Source organism: Mucilaginibacter galii (assembly GCF_014635825.1).
In the GTDB taxonomy this organism is placed as follows: domain Bacteria; phylum Bacteroidota; class Bacteroidia; order Sphingobacteriales; family Sphingobacteriaceae; genus Mucilaginibacter; species Mucilaginibacter galii.
Genome location: NZ_BMDO01000001.1, coordinates 376,493 through 392,581, shown reverse-complemented (window position 1 = coordinate 392,581; position 16,089 = coordinate 376,493). Strand labels below are relative to the sequence as shown.

Sequence of the window (16,089 nt, the reverse complement as noted above, 5' to 3'; positions counted from 1 at the left end):
TCTATATTCTGTAATCTCTCCTTTACAATTCTTTATTCAAGAAAGGGTAAGTATAATCCTTAGGTGGATCGAAGGTTTCTTTGATGGTACGTGGCGATGTCCAGCGAAGCAGGTTTAACATAGAGCCTGCTTTGTCATTAGTACCCGAACCGCGTGCTCCGCCAAAAGGTTGCTGACCAACCACGGCGCCGGTGGGCTTATCATTCACGTAGAAGTTACCGGCTGCATTGCGCAGGCGTTGTGTGGCCTGGGTAATGGCATATCGGTCTTGCGACAGGATAGAACCTGTTAAGGCATACGGCGAAGTTTTATCGATAATGTTCATCACCTCTTCAAACTGGCTATCCTCGTATACATAAACGGTTAATACAGGGCCAAACAACTCCTCGCACATGGTTACATAGTAAGGGTCTTGCACCTGGATAATGGTAGGCTCTACAAAGTAACCTACCGATTTATCGTAGCTACCACCCGTAATAATTTCTACCTCGGGGTTAGCCTTGGCTTCGTCAATGTATTTGGCCAGTCTATCAAAAGACGCTTCGGTGATGACGGCGTTCACAAAGTTTTCAAAATCTTCTACCGGGCCAACTTTAATGCCGGCAATATCGCGCTGCAGCTTTTCTTTCACCGCAGGCCATAATGATTGCGGGATGTAAGCACGCGAAGCCGCCGAACATTTTTGTCCCTGGTATTCAAACGCGCCGCGTATTAAGGCTACGTTCACCACATCGGCATCGGCGCTGGGGTGGGCCAGCACAAAGTCTTTACCACCGGTTTCGCCCACAATGCGTGGGTAGGTTCTGTATAAATGAATGTTGTTACCGATGGTCTTCCACAAGTTTTGGAACACGTGGGTTGAACCGGTAAAGTGCAAACCGGCAAAATCGGGGTGACTAAAAATAATATCACCCGCTACCGGACCATCCACGCTGATCATGTTAATAACACCGGCCGGTAAACCTGCCTCAATGAATACTTCCATGATCACATTGGCCGCATATATCTGTGTAGGTGCTGGTTTCCAAACCACTACGTTACCCATTAAGGCAGGCGCAGCGCACAGGTTACCCGCAATAGCAGTAAAGTTGAAAGGGGTAATGGCAAACACAAAGCCTTCTAACGGGCGCTGCTCCAAACGGTTCCAAATGCCTTTGCCCGATACGGGTTGCTCGGCGTAGATCTGCGTCATGAAATGCACATTGAAGCGCAAAAAGTCAATAAACTCACAGGCGGCATCAATTTCGGCCTGGTAAGCGTTCTTGCTTTGGCCCAGCATGGTAGCCGCGTTGATTTTGGCGCGGTAAGGACCGGCCAACAGATCGGCAGCTTTTAAGAAAATGGCAGCGCGTTGCTCCCAGGGCATGTTTTCCCATTGCTCTTTGGCACCCAGGGCGGCTTCAATGGAGGCATGTACGTGGCTGGCATCCCCTTCGTGGTAGGTGCCTAAAACGTGTTTATGATCGTGTGGCGGGCGTACTTCCAGCGTTTTGCCGGTGCGAACTTCTTGTCCGCCAATGTACATGGGTATATCTATTTGCTGTGCGCGGGCTTCATCTAAAGCGGCTTTCAAAGCGGCACGTTCCACACTGCGCGGACCGTAGTTTAAAACCGGCTCGTTTACAGGATCCGGCACATTAAAAAATCCTTTTAACATAGGGTATATTTTATGCCGCAAAGATAAGGATTGTAGGGGAGATGTGCGAATGCAGGCACGGATGGCTATGGAATTGTGACGTTGGGATTAATAGGGAATCCAATCAGCCAAGCTTATGAGCGCTTTAGTGGTGCGGTGATAACACCGACCAAAGGCTGAAGGTTCTACGTACAGGAGGATGGAGAGCGGCAGCAGGATAAACGGCTGCGGTAGTGTATTTTTAAATAGTTAAATTAGCACGTGGTTTAATAGCAGATCATTCAAATTCATAACATCTCTGCTTCCACAAGAACGAAAATTGATATGCCACTGATTGTTAAAGGTGCTTTATGCGGATTAATGCTTTTCTTAGTCAACTGGCTTTTTGCGGCAGCAGAAAGTTTGAGCCTGCTCTTGATTTTTTCCAACTTGCTGCCGGGATTTGTATTCGGGGGGCTATTGGAGGCTGATTCTAAGCGGGATTTCGGCAGGAAATCATTAGCCTTTATTACACTTTCGGGCTTTTTATACATCCTGGTTGCATGGATAGCTACGGGCCCCGAATTACAATCGGTTAAAGATTTGAAATTTCCCATAGCGAGTGTTATTGGTTCGGTTGGCTTAATGCTTTTGTACGGTGCTTTGGTCAATAAACAGGTTTTAAACCTGCCAACCTTGATCTGTGCTTTCATTGCAGGTATAATAGCAACCCTGCTTCAGTTGTTGAATCCCGACTTAATATTCACCTATCATGTGAAGTACATGGAGATACTGGCGGTTTTAATTATTATACCCATTTGGCAAATTCTCTTTTGTTCTGTAATTTACTTTTCTTTGAAAATGAACAGGGCAACGCCGGTAAGGTTGGGTTTGTAAACTGTGTTAATTATGCAGCGGTAAAGCAGGCTTTTTAAAAACTGTAGTCGGAGACTACAGGCATAGTGGTTCATAGACGGAAGTCTACGAACAGCGCACGGGTATATAGTTTTGTATACTGTAGTCTAAGACTACAATATACAGTTGGTAGACAAAAGTTTACCAACTGCGGACATTCTCTAACTTGCTATGGCTAAGTAGTAGCCTTTGATGAAATATGCTCTTGTGACGCATAAAATTCATTTTGTTGATCTTTATTAAGTAGTGTATCATCAATATTTAATAAAGTATTTGTACCTAACGAACCAGACTTTATTTCTTTAAAGTATTCAGAGAATGAAAGTTTGTCTTCCCCCGTCAATTCACATATAGAGGCGTAAGATTTATAATCTATTAAGGTGAATGACTTTCCGCCCAAATAATAGCTACCAGTCAGAGAACTTAATAAGTGCGGAATGAGTTCGCCAAACTCGCCGACATAAAAAGCAAATAATAAGTTCTTTTTTTCATTGAAAGTAGTTTTGCAAGAAGCAATAAACTGCACTTTGAAAATCTCATGGTATTCATTTGTGCTTGCATCTTCATTGTGCATTTTATCGTCGCCAACTAATAAAAGGCTATTTGGGTGAGCTATTGGCTTATAAGTTAAAATTTCATATAACTTACGATCTTCAGGTTGGTCTTTACCAAGATACTTAACGATTTCTATTTCCATAAATTTGGTTTATATATTTAATTTTACAATACAAATTGTCAAGGCTGATGTTACCCGCGCTACCACAAGTTCATGACTTGTGGTAACCATGCTAAAGATTATAATCTTCAGCCATCATCAACCACGGGTTTCGCTGCGCTAAACCCGCGGCAGCACAAAGCGTACTAAATCACACCCTTAACACCCCCCTAAACCCCCTCGCCGCATAATAAGATTCTGCACCGTTATGATACAAGAAAACTGTATTATACCGCCTGTCACAAAACACTGCGCCGCCCAGTTTACGGATAGCTTCGGGGGTTTGTATCCAACTGGAGGTTTTGAGGTCAAAGCTGCCGAGCGTTTGCAGGTGGCGGTATTGTTCTTCGGTTAAAAGTTCGATGCCGATGTCGGTGGCCATATCCATGGCGGTATTCTCGGGCTTAAATTCTTTGCGGCTTTCCCAGGCTTTGCGGTCGTAGCATACGCTGCGGCGGCCTTTAGGGCTTTCGGCTACGCAGTCGTAAAACAGGTATTCATTAGTAGCATCGTAAGCTATCACATCCGGCTCGCCGCCGGTGCGTTCCATTTCATAGAGCGACCACAGTTTATCCGTGCTGGTTTCCAGTTTAGCTTTAAGTTTAGCCCAATCCACACCCTCGTGGCGGTTCATGTGTTTTTGAAAACGGGTTTGCAGGGTGGTAAGCAGTTCTTCGCGCTGCTCGGGTGATAGGTTTTTAGGTTGGTTAGTCATGTTGTAGAGGCTACGGTTATGAAGGTTTTAAACAAGCCTAAAGTATAAAACTTTGGTGTCATTTCAAGTTTAAAATCTGCTAAGGGTAAAGGCGTCAGTCTGAGCTTGTCGAAGACATAGTAAAGCGTACAAGTCTTCGACAAGCTCAGACTGACAAGTAGATTAATGTGCCATACTAAAAACAGCACTCCACAACACAGCTTACAACTTGGCCGCATACCTTCCCTTAATATCTTTACTAATATAGGTGCTTAGTCCAACGCCTTTAGTAGCCAAAATTTTTATGGCCTCTACAGCGTCCTTGCCAGGTGTATCATAACTGTACAAGTATTTATCGCCACTTTTAAATTCCACAACAATGCTATCGACCTTAATTTCGTAGGCCGTAACTCCCGAATCAGTACTGAGATTTTTATACGGCGTCATGAACCAAAAAGTGCAGCGGTTTAGGTTTCAATAAGCATGGTGCGCATACCGCCCACGGTGCCATCGGCCGTAAGGCCTAAAATAAACACTTGTACCTGCACATCGCCCACACGGTAAACGGTGAGGTTGGTGAGTTCCTGTTTCAAGGCAGCCATTAACTGTTGAAAGCGTTGTGCGGTGGCTATGTTGACGGAGCCTGAGGTGGGGTCTATCAGGTTCCGCAGCAGGTGTTCAATAGTGGTTTGCTCAACGGTTGTGCCCTCCGGCTTTTGCGCGAGTTTAAGTGCCAGTGCGGTGGTTAACTGGCGCTCGTTAGTGTTAACGTACTCGAAGGGATAGTCCGATTCGCTCATCATCATTAAACCGCTGGCGGCGCTTTCTAACTTGTTTTGTATGGTCATATATAGGGGTTAGCTGTTAAGCTAATTTATGCTTATACAAGTGCCGCATAGAAGATTTGTTTGAGAAAGTAGCAGATAGTGTAATAATAAACCATCATGCCGAACTTGTTTCGGCATCCCATTATGCAGGTGTGTACAGATTTGCGCGCAACGTTCATTACCTGGCAAGTGGGGTGCCGAAATAGGTTCGGCATGACGGGAGTAAGCAACCGTTAAGTTGCTATTAATCCAAGTGTCAGTCTGAGCTTGTCTAAGACCTAGCAACGCGTACAGGTCTTCGACAAGTTCAGACTGACAAATTCATCAAGCATTAGGGTAGCGTGTAACTATGCTACTTCTTAGCCTTCTCGCCAACAATTACAATGTTAGGTTTGGGTGGTGTTTTCATATCCTGACCTATGTAAAAACTGGTATGCGGCGGCTGGTTGTAAGCAACGTTTTGCCAGGCAATGCTTACGCGGTATTGCGGGTCGTGCATGAACGTGTACAGGCGGTTTTTGGCCGGTATGGTGGTGGTGAAGATGCGGAGTTCCTTTCCGTCGCGGGTGGCGTAAATGGCTTCTTCGCGCCAATCACCCAGTATATCGCCGCTTAAAACCGGGTTTTGCTTGGTGCCGTTGTTGCTTACGCAATCGTACTGGGCGGCATTCAGCAGCATATCGGCCTTGCTATTTTGGTAATCCCACTTGGTAATGCGGGTGCCGTCCAGCAGTTCGCTCAGCATATCATCGTCCCAAAAAATACCGAAGTTAACTGATGGGCTGCGCTCCGAGATCTTGTTACCCTTTACATCGAACATGCCCGTAATACCAGCTCCGGCCACCCACGATTCAAACCCCCGATAGCGCGGGTCAACGTCTAATGATAAGCCACGGCCTGGTCCTTCGCCATCGTCGCCCGCCTTAACGGATGCTTTTTTCCAGATCACTTCGCCCGTGCGTGCATCACGAAAGTTGGCACCCGCATCGCCAAAGCGTTCCTGTATATCGAAAACCTCCAGACCCGGTCGGTCTGGGTCAAGGTCCGATACATGCAGGGCATCGGCGTGGCCAATACCGGTGGTGTATAAACCCTTGCCGTTATCGTCAAGCGCCATGGCGCCGTAAGTGATCTCGTCTTTGCCATCGCCGTCTACATCGGTAATGGTGAGGTTGTGATTGCCCTGTCCGCGGTAAGGGCGGTTTTCGGGGCTGGCATCACTGTCAAACAGCCAGCGTTGTTTCAGCTTGCCTTTCTCCAGATCCCAGGCTACAATAACATTGCGTGTATAGTAGCCCCGGCACATAATTAAGCTCGGATGTTTACCATCAAGGTAAGCCACAGCGGCTAAAAAGCGCATGCCGCGGTTGCCGTAACCATCGCCCCAAACGGCTTTAATTTGGTCGGTGGTGGGCTCCAGGGTTTCGGGGTGTAGGGTGGGCGCGTAGTTTACGGTGTTAATTTCGGCACCGGTTAGTCCGTTAAAAACGGTCAAATACTCCGGTCCGTGAAGGATGTGGCCGGCACTGTTGCGCCAGTCTTTGGTAGAGTCGCCTATTACTTTGCCTTTGCCGTCTATAGTGCCATCTGCGGTTTTGCAGGCAACCTCGGCCTTGCCGTCGCCATCAAAATCGTATACCATAAATTGGGTATAGTGGGCGCCCTCGCGTATGTTGCGGCCCAGGTTAATGCGCCATAGCAGGGTGCCGTTCATTTTGTAAGCTTCGAGTACAGGTTCGGTAGTGATGCCGGGCTGCGAATTATCGCGCCCGCGGCCTACCTGGTGTATCACAATTTCGTATTCACCGTCGCCATCCAAATCGGCCACAGAACCATCATTGGGGTGATAGCCCTCCGGGGTTTGCAATGGAACGGACAGGTAGGGTTTAGCGGTATTATTGGCAGCCAGGGTAAAGGGTGCGCTGGCTTCGCCTTCTTTGCCGTTAAGCACTTCTCTAACAAAGTAGCTTTGGCTAAGGGTGCTATCCACCTTTTCGTCAATATAGTTGGTGGTGGCAGTAAGGGGTTTTGCATTGAGCTTAACGGCTTCTTTACTGCCCGATTTACGGTAGAGATTAAACGCCAGTTCATCGGCATCGGTGCCCAGCAGGCGCCAGCCTATATATACTTTGCCACCGCCCTGGTTTATGGCCACTACACCCCGGCCAAGCTTTTCCATCATTTTTTGAGCGTTGGCCGCCGTGCTGATGCACCCCAGCAACAAAGCTGCCATCAGTACATTGAATTTTTTTTTCATGGTTAATACAGGTTAAAATTGGTGGCTAAAAATAATGGAAAACTCTGCACTAAACTGTGATGTACTGTACGGTTATTGGCTGCGTTTTGTATAACAATTGTGTTATATATTTTATGGGAAAGTTTTTAACCACTTTAGGGTATCAAGAACTATTGAAATACCTTTTATTTTGACCAGTATGATAATTTATGGAAAATCGCCGCAACGCTATAAAAGCCCGAAGCGAACTCAGCTTTTAATTCTGTCCGCTTACCGAAAAATCACATCATCTACCGTTTAATAGCATCAACCCGGCATAATCAGCTTTTTGTATCTTTACCTGTTGATATATGAAATATTTGCGCTGGTTGCTTTTCCCGTTTTCGTTGCTATATGGCTTGGTGGTTATGATGCGTAACTGGTTTTATGATGCCGGGTTGTTTGCCAGTCGCAAATTTGATTTACCTGTTATTGCCGTAGGCAACCTTGATGTGGGGGGTGCCGGCAAAAGCCCCATGACCGAGTATCTCATACGCCTGTTAAAAAATGATCATAAACTTGCTACCTTAAGCCGTGGCTACGGCCGCAAAACTAAAGGCTTTTTAAAGGCAGATGACACCACAACCGCCACTCATATAGGCGATGAACCGGCACAATTCCACCAAAAGTTTCCGGATACTACGGTAGCAGTTTGCGAAAAACGAGTAGACGGGATTACACAGCTCTTGCCGCAGCATGATGTTGTTATTTTAGATGATGCATACCAGCACCGCGCGGTAAGCCCTGGTTTAAGTGTTTTGCTCTTTGATTATAACCGCCTGCACGAACCACATTTACTTTTGCCTGCAGGTAACCTGCGCGAGCCATTTAGCGGCCGTTACCGGGCCGATATACTGGTGGTGACAAAGTGCCCTCAAGAGTTAAGCGCCCAGCAGCAACAGCGGGCCACTGAGCAGTTGAAGCCCTTAACCTATCAGCCGGTGTTTTTTACAGCAATTCAATATTTGCCTTTGCAAAATATGGCAGGCGAATTAGTTGGGCCAATGCCCGGTGCAGATACTACCGTGTTTGTGTTAACTGGTATTGCCAATGCACAACCTTTACTGCAATATATTAAACAGCATAACTCCAACGTTATACATCATAATTATCCCGATCATCACCAATTTAGCTTGAAAAATATTGCTAAACTTGCAACGGATTTTAACAATTGCAAGGCATCTAAAAAGGTAATAATTACTACCGAAAAAGATGCCCAGCGCTTAAAAACACCTGTATTGCTGCCTCATGTTAACGCTTTGCCGGTTTGGGTTTTACCTATTGGTTTAAGCTTTGTGAATAATGACGGGCAACAATTTAACGAATTAATACACCAATATGTTAAACAGTATACAACGCACAGCCGCCTGGATTAAAAACCGCATAGGCGACTTTGAACCAGAAGCCGGCATTATTTTAGGCACAGGCCTTGGCGGCCTGGTTAGAGAGATAGAAATAGAAAAGCAACTGCCATATTCCAATATCCCCGATTTTCCTATTTCAACGCTGGAGTTTCATTCGGGCAGGTTGATATTTGGTACCCTGGCCGGTAAAAAAGTAGTGGCCATGCAAGGGCGCCTGCACTATTATGAAGGGTATAGCATGCAGCAAATTACTTTCCCGGTAAGGGTAATGAAATTGCTGGGCATCAAAACGCTATTCGTATCAAACGCCAGCGGCGCTTTGAACCCCGCCTTCAAAAAAGGTGATCTCATGGTGATTGATGATCATATTAACTTGCAGCCTGCCAACCCATTGGTAGGGAGCAATATTGACGAACTAGGTCCTCGTTTTCCGGATATGAGCGAGCCTTATGACCGTACCTTATCTGAAAAAGCATTACAAATTGCTGCGGCTAACAATATAACCTGCCATAAGGGAGTTTATGTAGCGGTTAGCGGCCCAAACCTCGAAACACGTGCCGAATACCGCTATTTGCGTATAATAGGCGGCGATGCGGTGGGTATGAGTACAGCACCTGAGGTAATTGTGGCTAATCACATGGGTTTAACGGTTTTTGCTATCTCCGTTTTAACTGATGAAGGTTTCCCCGATACGTTGAAACCGGTAGGTATTGAAGAGATCATTGAAATAGCCCGCACGGCCGAACCCGATCTTACGCATATTATGAAAGAACTGATTGCAGGATTGTAAGCATCGTTAAAATATGAGCAATTGTGCTGAGCATATCAAAGCATTTGTCGCTTTTACAAGTCTCAGGTAAGTTTACACTGGCAAGTTTATTATAAATAAAATTCCCGACCAACTGATTAAATGCTGGATAAGCTAAAATATATACTGGTTACATTACTGCTTACCGTATTGGTACAAACTGCGTTTGCCCAAGTACCTTTGCGTCGTGTAGCGCCGCCCGGAACCACCACCACCAACGATACTACTACACGTAGCGGCAGGAGCGGTGCATCGCAATCGATAGATAGCGTACGCAAACGCCAGGAGAATAAGCAGGATTCCATTATTTATACCTCTAAGTTCATTAAAGTGACCAACGAAGCGCTGCTGAAAGATAGTACGCAGGTTTTTCCGCTGGATACGGGTTTGGTGAATTTTGAAAATTATAGTCCGCTATTGCAGCCGCGCAGTCCGCGTATCCATTTAGGTAATACAGGTTTGCCCCAGCGAGCACTGTTGTTTGAGCCTGCAAAAACCATTGGGTTTGATGCCGGTTTGCATGCGCTTGATGTGTTTATGGTACGGCCCGAGGATGTTTTATATTACCGGGCCAGGGTGGCTTACACTAATCTGTCGTTTTATAGTGGTGCATTCAGTAATTCTAATTCTGAGCAGATATTTAAACTGCTGCATACCCAAAATATTAAGCCCAACTGGAATTTTACTTTCATCTTCAATAACGCCGGTTCGCGTGGTTTTTACAGGCGGCAAAACGTTGGGCATTTGAACGCGGGCATTGCCACCTGGTACGAATCAAAAGGTAAGCGTTATAACCTACTCGCTAACATTTTATTTAATAATCTGAAAGCACCCGAGAACGGCTCTATCACTAAAACTAATATCTTTCAGCAAGGGTCGTTCGATAATTCCCAAGAGGCAGTACGGCTTAATAATTCTTACTTAAACTATCGCAACAACGGCTTTTATCTAAAGCAGTTCTATTACATAGGCCGTATAGATACGCTTTTATCGGCCACTAAAGATGTTCAGAAGATATTGCCCACACAGCGTATTTCTCACACGCTGTTTTATAACGTTCAAAAATACAGGTTCATTCAAAATGAGCAGGATATAAACAAGGTGTTCCCCGATTACTTTTTTAATGCCAACATCTCGCAAGATTCGCTCGCAGTGGTCAATGTCCGAAATGATTTTTCTTACAGCTTTTACCTTCGGGGAAAATCGGTAAGTTTTGTAAAGAACGAAGTAAAGTTAGATGTAGGCCTCACGCACGACTTTTTTCATTACACTCAATACGTAAACGACTCGGTAGACGTAATTAATAATTCGGGACTGCGTAACCAGGTGCGCCGAGTACAGGGTTCAACGTATCAAAACATTAAGCTGAACGCTAAATTCAGCTATCGCTTTAGCGACAGAGTAGGACTTGAGGGCGATTTTCAGCAGGTGGTGCAAGGGTATAACTTTGGCGACTACCTGTACGATGCTAAGCTAAACTTAGCCGGTGGCGAAAAAGCAGGCCGCATCGTGTTAGGCGCTTATATTCAAAACAACGAACCACCGCTCATTTACAAAAACTGGATCTCTAACCATTATGTTTATACCAATACCGGCATAGGCAAGCAGCAGATCAACAACTTATCGTTCAACTATATAAATGATAAATTGCAGCTTGATCTCAAGGCCGAATACTTTCTGGTAAACGGCTACCAGTACTTTGCCGCCCAAACGCCCGGAGGTATTGATGCTGCCCCGGCACAGCTAAATTCACCTTTAAACCTGCTTAAAATTAGCGTGGGTAAAAAGGTAGCTTTTGGCAAATGGCACATTGAAGACTACCTGGTATACCAGCGGTCCGATTACCAAACTACCATTCGTACACCCGAATTTTATAACTACTTTAATATTTACTACACCAAGCTGTTCTTCAACGTGCTGAACGCAAGCTTAGGCGTGAATGCGCGGTACAATACCGCTTATACCAACCCCAGCTACGCGGTGGGGATAGGCCAGTTCTACAATGGCTCAGATATTTCGTTCTTTACCTACCCGGTGATAACCCCGTATGTGAAAGCTACGCTGTTCCGTACCAACCTGTTTTTGATGTACGATTATGCCAACCAAGGCTTGCAAAGCAACGGCTACTACACGGTTAACCGTTACCCAATGCCCGCAAAGCAATTGAAGTTCGGCGTAAGCTGGACGTTCTATAATTGATCCGAACCCGCTTAAGGGAAGTAATAGTTTTTCTGAATTTCCCTTCTTGGAGAGGGTAAGAGGAATTTTTGCAAAGGCCGGCATATTTATTCGCGTAATGAATGCAATCGCTTTACGAACACACCCCTAACTCCTCTCAAGAAGGAATAAGAGTTTTTTATTTTTAGCTTTCTAAAATTCCCCTCCGAGGAGGGGGGGCGTGGAACTAGTGCGAGGATAGGTTATACGCTAATAGGATATGAAACGGTCTTACCTAATTAACCGGAACAGCCCGCATTCGTCTTTTCGTAACAAATTTTAGGTTAAGCAGCTTAGTATTGGCTGCTAAATAACATATCCAAAAAAGTAATACAGGTACCACCACATCAAGTTGGCGTGGGTATGCGCTTAATGCACCGCTTAGCAGCAGATAAACGCCGGTAACCAGTAGAATGAATTTAACCGGGTAAATAACCTTGCGCCAGTTATAAATAGTGAGTACTATGCCCAATAAGCTTGCCCACATCATTAAGCTCCCTCTGATGATGTTCCCAATAATGGCCGAATCCTGGTAAGCATACGAATACGGGAAGTTGAATAACATCCTCGATACGTTATAGTAATAATTGGTGGCAAATTTTAGCGGATGCGCTTTAATGTTTTGAAATGCTATCTGTTTAAAAAGTGCGTCTTGTTCAATAGCGTTATGCTTGTTCAGGATAAAGTTGATCTCTTTGATGTGATTCTTCCTCAGCAGCATAGCTGTTTCTTTCGATTTGAAAATATACGGGTATTGGGTGTTTTTAAGGCTGGGAACTTTCCAATCACCGTACTCGCGTTCAAAAGGTGTGCTCATCCAATAGAGGCTCATACCGCCCGAATTGCCCCAGTAAAATACCTTATCCGTGATGTAGTAAGTATATGCAAGATATGGTACTGTTGCAGCCAAGGCAATAAGCAGCACAGTAGCCGATTTAATGTAGTACTTCCGGTTCTTTTTGAACAGCAACATGCCTAAGCAAACGAATAAGCAAATAAGAATTACATATCCTAAGATAATTTTGGTGAGCGTAAGGTAGCCTAACACCCCACCCGCTATCAGCATGTATTTATTTTTCTTTTGAGTGTAGTAAAGGGTAACGCTATAAATAAATGCAGCTATTAAAAAGGAGGTGAATGCCTCGGTATACAAAAGCGGTAATACCGATAAGGCATTAGGATAAATGCCCAGTAGCAGACTACCAACCAATGCCGTTTTTTTATTGGCCACTAAACTTAGCGACTGGTGCAAAAACACCAGTGAGAGATAATGAAACAAAGCGTTTATTAACGCCGCATAAACCAAAGGCACATGCAAAGCCGCAAAAGGCATTAAAAGAATGGGGTAACCGGGTCCGTTCCATAAATTGATGTTCTCAGGAAATGGGGAATAATAACCGTGAATAAGGTTTTTGGCCAGTTCCACATAACGGATCTCATCGGCATGCAAACCGGGTAGCCTGTAGTGGATAATTAACCAGGCACTATACAACAGAAATGGGAAATACAATAAGTACGGACTATCCATCAGCCTTTTGCTAAAGGTGCTCCATCGTAAATTTGCCTTTGTGTTGGCCCATAAACTCGAATGAGCTACAGCAGCAGCAGCAATAGCTTTTACGGTTTTACTTTCTGGTATATCGTTCATGTTTTATGAGGAACAGCAAATTATGCAGGTATGTATGGATGCCTGTTTATAGCCAACCAAGCCGCCTAAGGGCGTGTTAGGCTGTGTATATAGTTATTCAATGTGAAGTAAATTTAAACGAATAAAACCGGCTATGCAAGTGCATGAGATAAGGTAGTATGCTGAACTTTATAACAAGGTGTTATTTGCTTATTCCTGTAGATATTGCCAGGCTACGCAAACGGCAATGTATGTTAAGTGATCACTTATTCTACCTGCAAGCTCAGTTTCTGCTTCCCATAGCTAATCACAGCTTTATAGCGCATCAAAATATCTCCACCCAACACGCCCAGTACTTGCGGATGATTGAGCTGTGCATAAGCTTGGTTAATAGTAGAAAGATCTAACACAGCTACTTCAAAGTCAGGGAGCTTTAATCTTCCTATCTTAAAATCAGGCAATACTGCTGTAAACGATTCCATAGTGAGCGTGCCTAAGCCTGCCGACAGGCGGTCTGTCGACTGAACATTTACGTGGTTAAGTGCCTGCGCCAGCATGGTTTGGTCAAATACGGTTTTGGAGGCACCTGTATCTAATACTACCTTAAAACTTTTGCGGCCAATTTTAACTTCGACTAACAGGTGGTAGCCATCGTCTTGCAAATCAATGGTGTATAAGGGAATGTTGATCTTCATAAATTTGGGCGAAGCTAACAAATTAAAAATGCCATTCCGAATAATCAGGAATGGCATTTTATAAGTTAAACGGGTGTGATGTTTAAAACGGATAGCCTATGGCTAAATTAAATACCACTTTATCTTTTGCAGTATCCGACTTATAAGGCCGGGTTAACGGGAAACCAAAATCGGTACGCAATACTAATACACTGGCATCAAAACGGAGACCTGCACCAACGTCGGTAGCTAACTGACTCAAGAAGTTTTTGCTGAAAGTTCCACCTGGTAAAGTAGCAGCCGATTTGGCATTCCATACGTTACCTGCGTCAAAGAACAATGCACCATAAACAATGCTAAACAAGTGCGGTCGGTACTCTAAACTACCTTCCAGTTTAATATCGCCCGATTGATCGCCAATAAAACCATTAGGATTGTTAGCTAATGGGTCAATTGTACCCGGCCCTATTGAGCGGGCACGGAAACCACGTAAGCTGTTAGCACCCCCTATAAAAAATTGCTGACTGTAAGGCAAAATGGTTGAGTTGCCATATGGTAAACCTGCACTCGCAATTACCCTTGCTGCAATAGTGCTTTTTGCACCAAGTTTGTGGAAGAAACGAATCTCATTCTCTAATTTAATGTATTGATTGAAGTTAGTACCAAACACCTTTTTTGCGTTACCGCCTAAAGTATCTGCCCCCATAAACAAGCCGGTTAACAAGCCTGATGTACTTGCACGCCCGTTATAGTAAAAAGTGTTGGTACGGTACGTTTCTGTAGTGTTGGTATACGTGTAGCTATAACTTGGGCCAAAGGTAAACTGAGGATCAATAACGTGTTTTAAAGCCGGGTTAGGCGTTCTTCTAATACTATCTAAATACAATTCGGTTACACTTGCCGGCTTAACATAGGTAATTGCCAAAAGGTTAAGCTCATGGCTTTTGTGTACGTTTTGCTTCCATTGATAACCGAATGAACCATTGAACGAATTAAGGTTATACAGTTGGCTACGGTTTATAACCGAGTAACCCAAGCTTAAATTAGTACGCGGTATGTAAGCGTTATCGGCCTTGAAATTAAACGGACTGATAAAACGCGGCCACGATAGGGTAGTGTTTATACCCACTTGTGAAAGTGCATAGCCACCATTGCTTGATGCTATTTGCCCATCGGTGCTACCAAACAAGGTGACGGTTAGCGCTTCTGCACCTTTAAAGGTATTGCGGTTACGCCAGTTGATATTGATCTGGGTTCCGTTATAGTTGGCCGATGTGGTACGACCCAATAAATCTACAGATAAAGACTTACGCGGGTATTGGGTTAAAAAGTAGAAAGCATTTAGTTTAGATGAATCGGCAGACACATCCTCAAAACGGTTCTTTACAAATTTATAAGGCCCTAACTCAATAAAGCGATTCAAAGAGTTATTGTGGTCTGTACGGTTGTATACTTCGCCCGGGTGCAGCAAAACCGTATTTTTGAACACATAAGGGCGAATAGTACGTCGGCGGCGATCTATTACATTGTACCAGTTATATTTTACAGCCGAATCAAGCTTTAAAGCCGTATCTCTTAAAGAGTAGGCCGGATATATATAAATCTTATTAATGGTGTAAACACGGCGTGCACGCTCGCTCACATCGTTTTTTACCTTCATGTAAGCATCTATCTGGTGGCCGGCAATGGTGGTGTCAAACGCACTGAAAATCAAATTTTCGGGTGCAAAATAATAGAAGCCTTTTTCTTTAAGACGTGCATCAATACGCAAACGTTCTGCCTTAATGGCATCCAGGTTATAAGCCTCGCCTTTTTTCAAGATAGTTTCTGATGCTGTTGCTTTGATCGCTGTATCCAAGGGGTCAGTACCTGTAGGGAAGATGATATTTCGGTATTTGTAAGATGGCCCTGCCGAAACTGTGTAAACAGCCTTTGCTTTCTTATCCTTGCTTATGGTATCGCCGGTAACTTGGGCTTGAAAATAACTGCGGTTTTGCAGCCGGTTTTGCAAAATGGTAATATTAGCTGTAAGGTCAACATCGCTTGCCAGCACAGGAGGTTCGCCAAACTTGGTGTTTAACCAATGCTTTAAACCCTTGGTTTTGGTAGTTTTTGTTTTTTGATAAATGTATAATTTAAAACGGAACGGACCTATTTTTCCGTTAGGCTTTGGTCTTAATAAAGCTGTTAAATCTTCAGTTAAAAGGCTTTTTTCTTTTTTAGACAGGTCTTTATCTGTAAAGTTGACCTCACCTCCGGTATATAGCTTTTGACCGGCAGGCAAATCCTTGGTGGTGCTGCAAGCGCTGATCACTAAAGCAAACATTAACGATAAGTAAGCTAAATTTTTAATCATAG

13 protein-coding genes are annotated in these 16,089 nt (G+C 44.4%); 4 read left to right on the top strand and 9 right to left on the bottom strand.

The features are described 5' to 3' along the window. Window positions 1–22 precede the first annotated feature (22 nt). Window positions 23–1,657 carry an L-glutamate gamma-semialdehyde dehydrogenase gene (gene pruA, locus IEV61_RS01665; protein WP_188413189.1) on the bottom strand — a complete coding sequence of 545 codons (1,635 nt, stop codon included), beginning with the start codon at window positions 1,655–1,657 and terminating at the stop codon, window positions 23–25. Window positions 1,658–1,960: 303 nt separating this feature from the next. On the opposite strand from pruA, the gene IEV61_RS01660 reads away from it, so the two are divergent. Next, window positions 1,961–2,512 (top strand): hypothetical protein, encoded by a 552-nt coding sequence (locus IEV61_RS01660; RefSeq protein WP_188413187.1) that lies wholly within the window; start codon window positions 1,961–1,963, stop codon window positions 2,510–2,512. A gap of 193 nt (window positions 2,513–2,705) precedes the next feature. Here the strand turns inward: IEV61_RS01660 and IEV61_RS01655 are convergent, their stop codons facing one another. The 5 genes from IEV61_RS01655 to IEV61_RS01635 form a co-directional block, all read right to left on the bottom strand. Beyond that, a complete protein-coding gene (locus tag IEV61_RS01655; RefSeq protein ID WP_188413185.1) occupies window positions 2,706–3,227 on the bottom strand; it encodes a hypothetical protein in 522 nt (173 codons plus the stop codon). Window positions 3,228–3,396: 169 nt separating this feature from the next. Then, window positions 3,397–3,960: a DUF4256 domain-containing protein gene (locus IEV61_RS01650; RefSeq protein WP_188413183.1), complete on the bottom strand. Its 564-nt coding sequence runs from the start codon at window positions 3,958–3,960 to the stop codon at window positions 3,397–3,399. A 201-nt stretch (window positions 3,961–4,161) separates the two neighbouring features. Then, a complete protein-coding gene (locus tag IEV61_RS01645; protein ID WP_188413182.1) occupies window positions 4,162–4,386 on the bottom strand; it encodes a hypothetical protein in 225 nt (74 codons plus the stop codon). 20 nt (window positions 4,387–4,406) lie between these two features. Next, entirely contained in the window at window positions 4,407–4,787 is a 381-nt protein-coding gene (locus tag IEV61_RS01640) for a nuclease A inhibitor family protein (protein WP_188413180.1), read from the bottom strand. 331 nt (window positions 4,788–5,118) lie between these two features. Next, window positions 5,119–7,023: a rhamnogalacturonan lyase gene (locus IEV61_RS01635; protein ID WP_229747000.1), complete on the bottom strand. Its 1,905-nt coding sequence runs from the start codon at window positions 7,021–7,023 to the stop codon at window positions 5,119–5,121. 329 nt (window positions 7,024–7,352) lie between these two features. Here IEV61_RS01635 and lpxK point away from each other — a divergent pair, with 329 nt between their 5' ends. The 3 genes from lpxK to IEV61_RS01620 all read left to right on the top strand — a co-directional run bounded on the left by lpxK (window position 7,353) and on the right by IEV61_RS01620 (window position 11,412). Continuing rightward, on the top strand, window positions 7,353–8,417 hold the full coding sequence (lpxK, locus tag IEV61_RS01630; protein WP_188413178.1) for a tetraacyldisaccharide 4'-kinase: 1,065 nt from the start codon (window positions 7,353–7,355) through the stop codon (window positions 8,415–8,417). Then, entirely contained in the window at window positions 8,380–9,195 is an 816-nt protein-coding gene (locus tag IEV61_RS01625) for a purine-nucleoside phosphorylase (protein ID WP_188413176.1), read from the top strand. Before lpxK ends, IEV61_RS01625 begins: the two co-directional genes overlap by 38 nt. Before the next feature lie 120 nt (window positions 9,196–9,315). Beyond that, window positions 9,316–11,412, top strand: coding sequence for a putative porin (locus tag IEV61_RS01620; protein WP_188413174.1), 2,097 nt, complete (start codon window positions 9,316–9,318; stop codon window positions 11,410–11,412). 253 nt (window positions 11,413–11,665) lie between these two features. Here the strand turns inward: IEV61_RS01620 and IEV61_RS01615 are convergent, their stop codons facing one another. The 3 genes from IEV61_RS01615 to tamL form a co-directional block, all read right to left on the bottom strand. After that, window positions 11,666–13,078 carry an ArnT family glycosyltransferase gene (locus IEV61_RS01615; RefSeq protein WP_188413172.1) on the bottom strand — a complete coding sequence of 471 codons (1,413 nt, stop codon included), beginning with the start codon at window positions 13,076–13,078 and terminating at the stop codon, window positions 11,666–11,668. A gap of 245 nt (window positions 13,079–13,323) precedes the next feature. After that, window positions 13,324–13,752 (bottom strand): retropepsin-like aspartic protease, encoded by a 429-nt coding sequence (locus IEV61_RS01610; RefSeq protein ID WP_188413170.1) that lies wholly within the window; start codon window positions 13,750–13,752, stop codon window positions 13,324–13,326. Window positions 13,753–13,834: 82 nt separating this feature from the next. Beyond that, window positions 13,835–16,087 (bottom strand): translocation and assembly module lipoprotein TamL, encoded by a 2,253-nt coding sequence (gene tamL, locus IEV61_RS01605; RefSeq protein ID WP_188413168.1) that lies wholly within the window; start codon window positions 16,085–16,087, stop codon window positions 13,835–13,837. Window positions 16,088–16,089 lie beyond the last annotated feature (2 nt).

Bases quoted from the DNA above. Each gene is read 5' to 3' on its own strand.
- pruA (WP_188413189.1), bottom strand. From the start codon at position 1,657: ATGTTAAAAGGATTTTTTAATGTGCCGGATCCTGTAAACGAGCCGGTT.
- IEV61_RS01660 (WP_188413187.1), top strand. From the start codon at position 1,961: ATGCCACTGATTGTTAAAGGTGCTTTATGCGGATTAATGCTTTTCTTA.
- IEV61_RS01655 (WP_188413185.1), bottom strand. From the start codon at position 3,227: ATGGAAATAGAAATCGTTAAGTATCTTGGTAAAGACCAACCTGAAGAT.
- IEV61_RS01650 (WP_188413183.1), bottom strand. From the start codon at position 3,960: ATGACTAACCAACCTAAAAACCTATCACCCGAGCAGCGCGAAGAACTG.
- IEV61_RS01645 (WP_188413182.1), bottom strand. From the start codon at position 4,386: ATGACGCCGTATAAAAATCTCAGTACTGATTCGGGAGTTACGGCCTAC.
- IEV61_RS01640 (WP_188413180.1), bottom strand. From the start codon at position 4,787: ATGACCATACAAAACAAGTTAGAAAGCGCCGCCAGCGGTTTAATGATG.
- IEV61_RS01635 (WP_229747000.1), bottom strand. From the start codon at position 7,023: ATGAAAAAAAAATTCAATGTACTGATGGCAGCTTTGTTGCTGGGGTGC.
- lpxK (WP_188413178.1), top strand. From the start codon at position 7,353: ATGAAATATTTGCGCTGGTTGCTTTTCCCGTTTTCGTTGCTATATGGC.
- IEV61_RS01625 (WP_188413176.1), top strand. From the start codon at position 8,380: ATGTTAAACAGTATACAACGCACAGCCGCCTGGATTAAAAACCGCATA.
- IEV61_RS01620 (WP_188413174.1), top strand. From the start codon at position 9,316: ATGCTGGATAAGCTAAAATATATACTGGTTACATTACTGCTTACCGTA.
- IEV61_RS01615 (WP_188413172.1), bottom strand. From the start codon at position 13,078: ATGAACGATATACCAGAAAGTAAAACCGTAAAAGCTATTGCTGCTGCT.
- IEV61_RS01610 (WP_188413170.1), bottom strand. From the start codon at position 13,752: ATGAAGATCAACATTCCCTTATACACCATTGATTTGCAAGACGATGGC.
- tamL (WP_188413168.1), bottom strand. From the start codon at position 16,087: ATGATTAAAAATTTAGCTTACTTATCGTTAATGTTTGCTTTAGTGATC.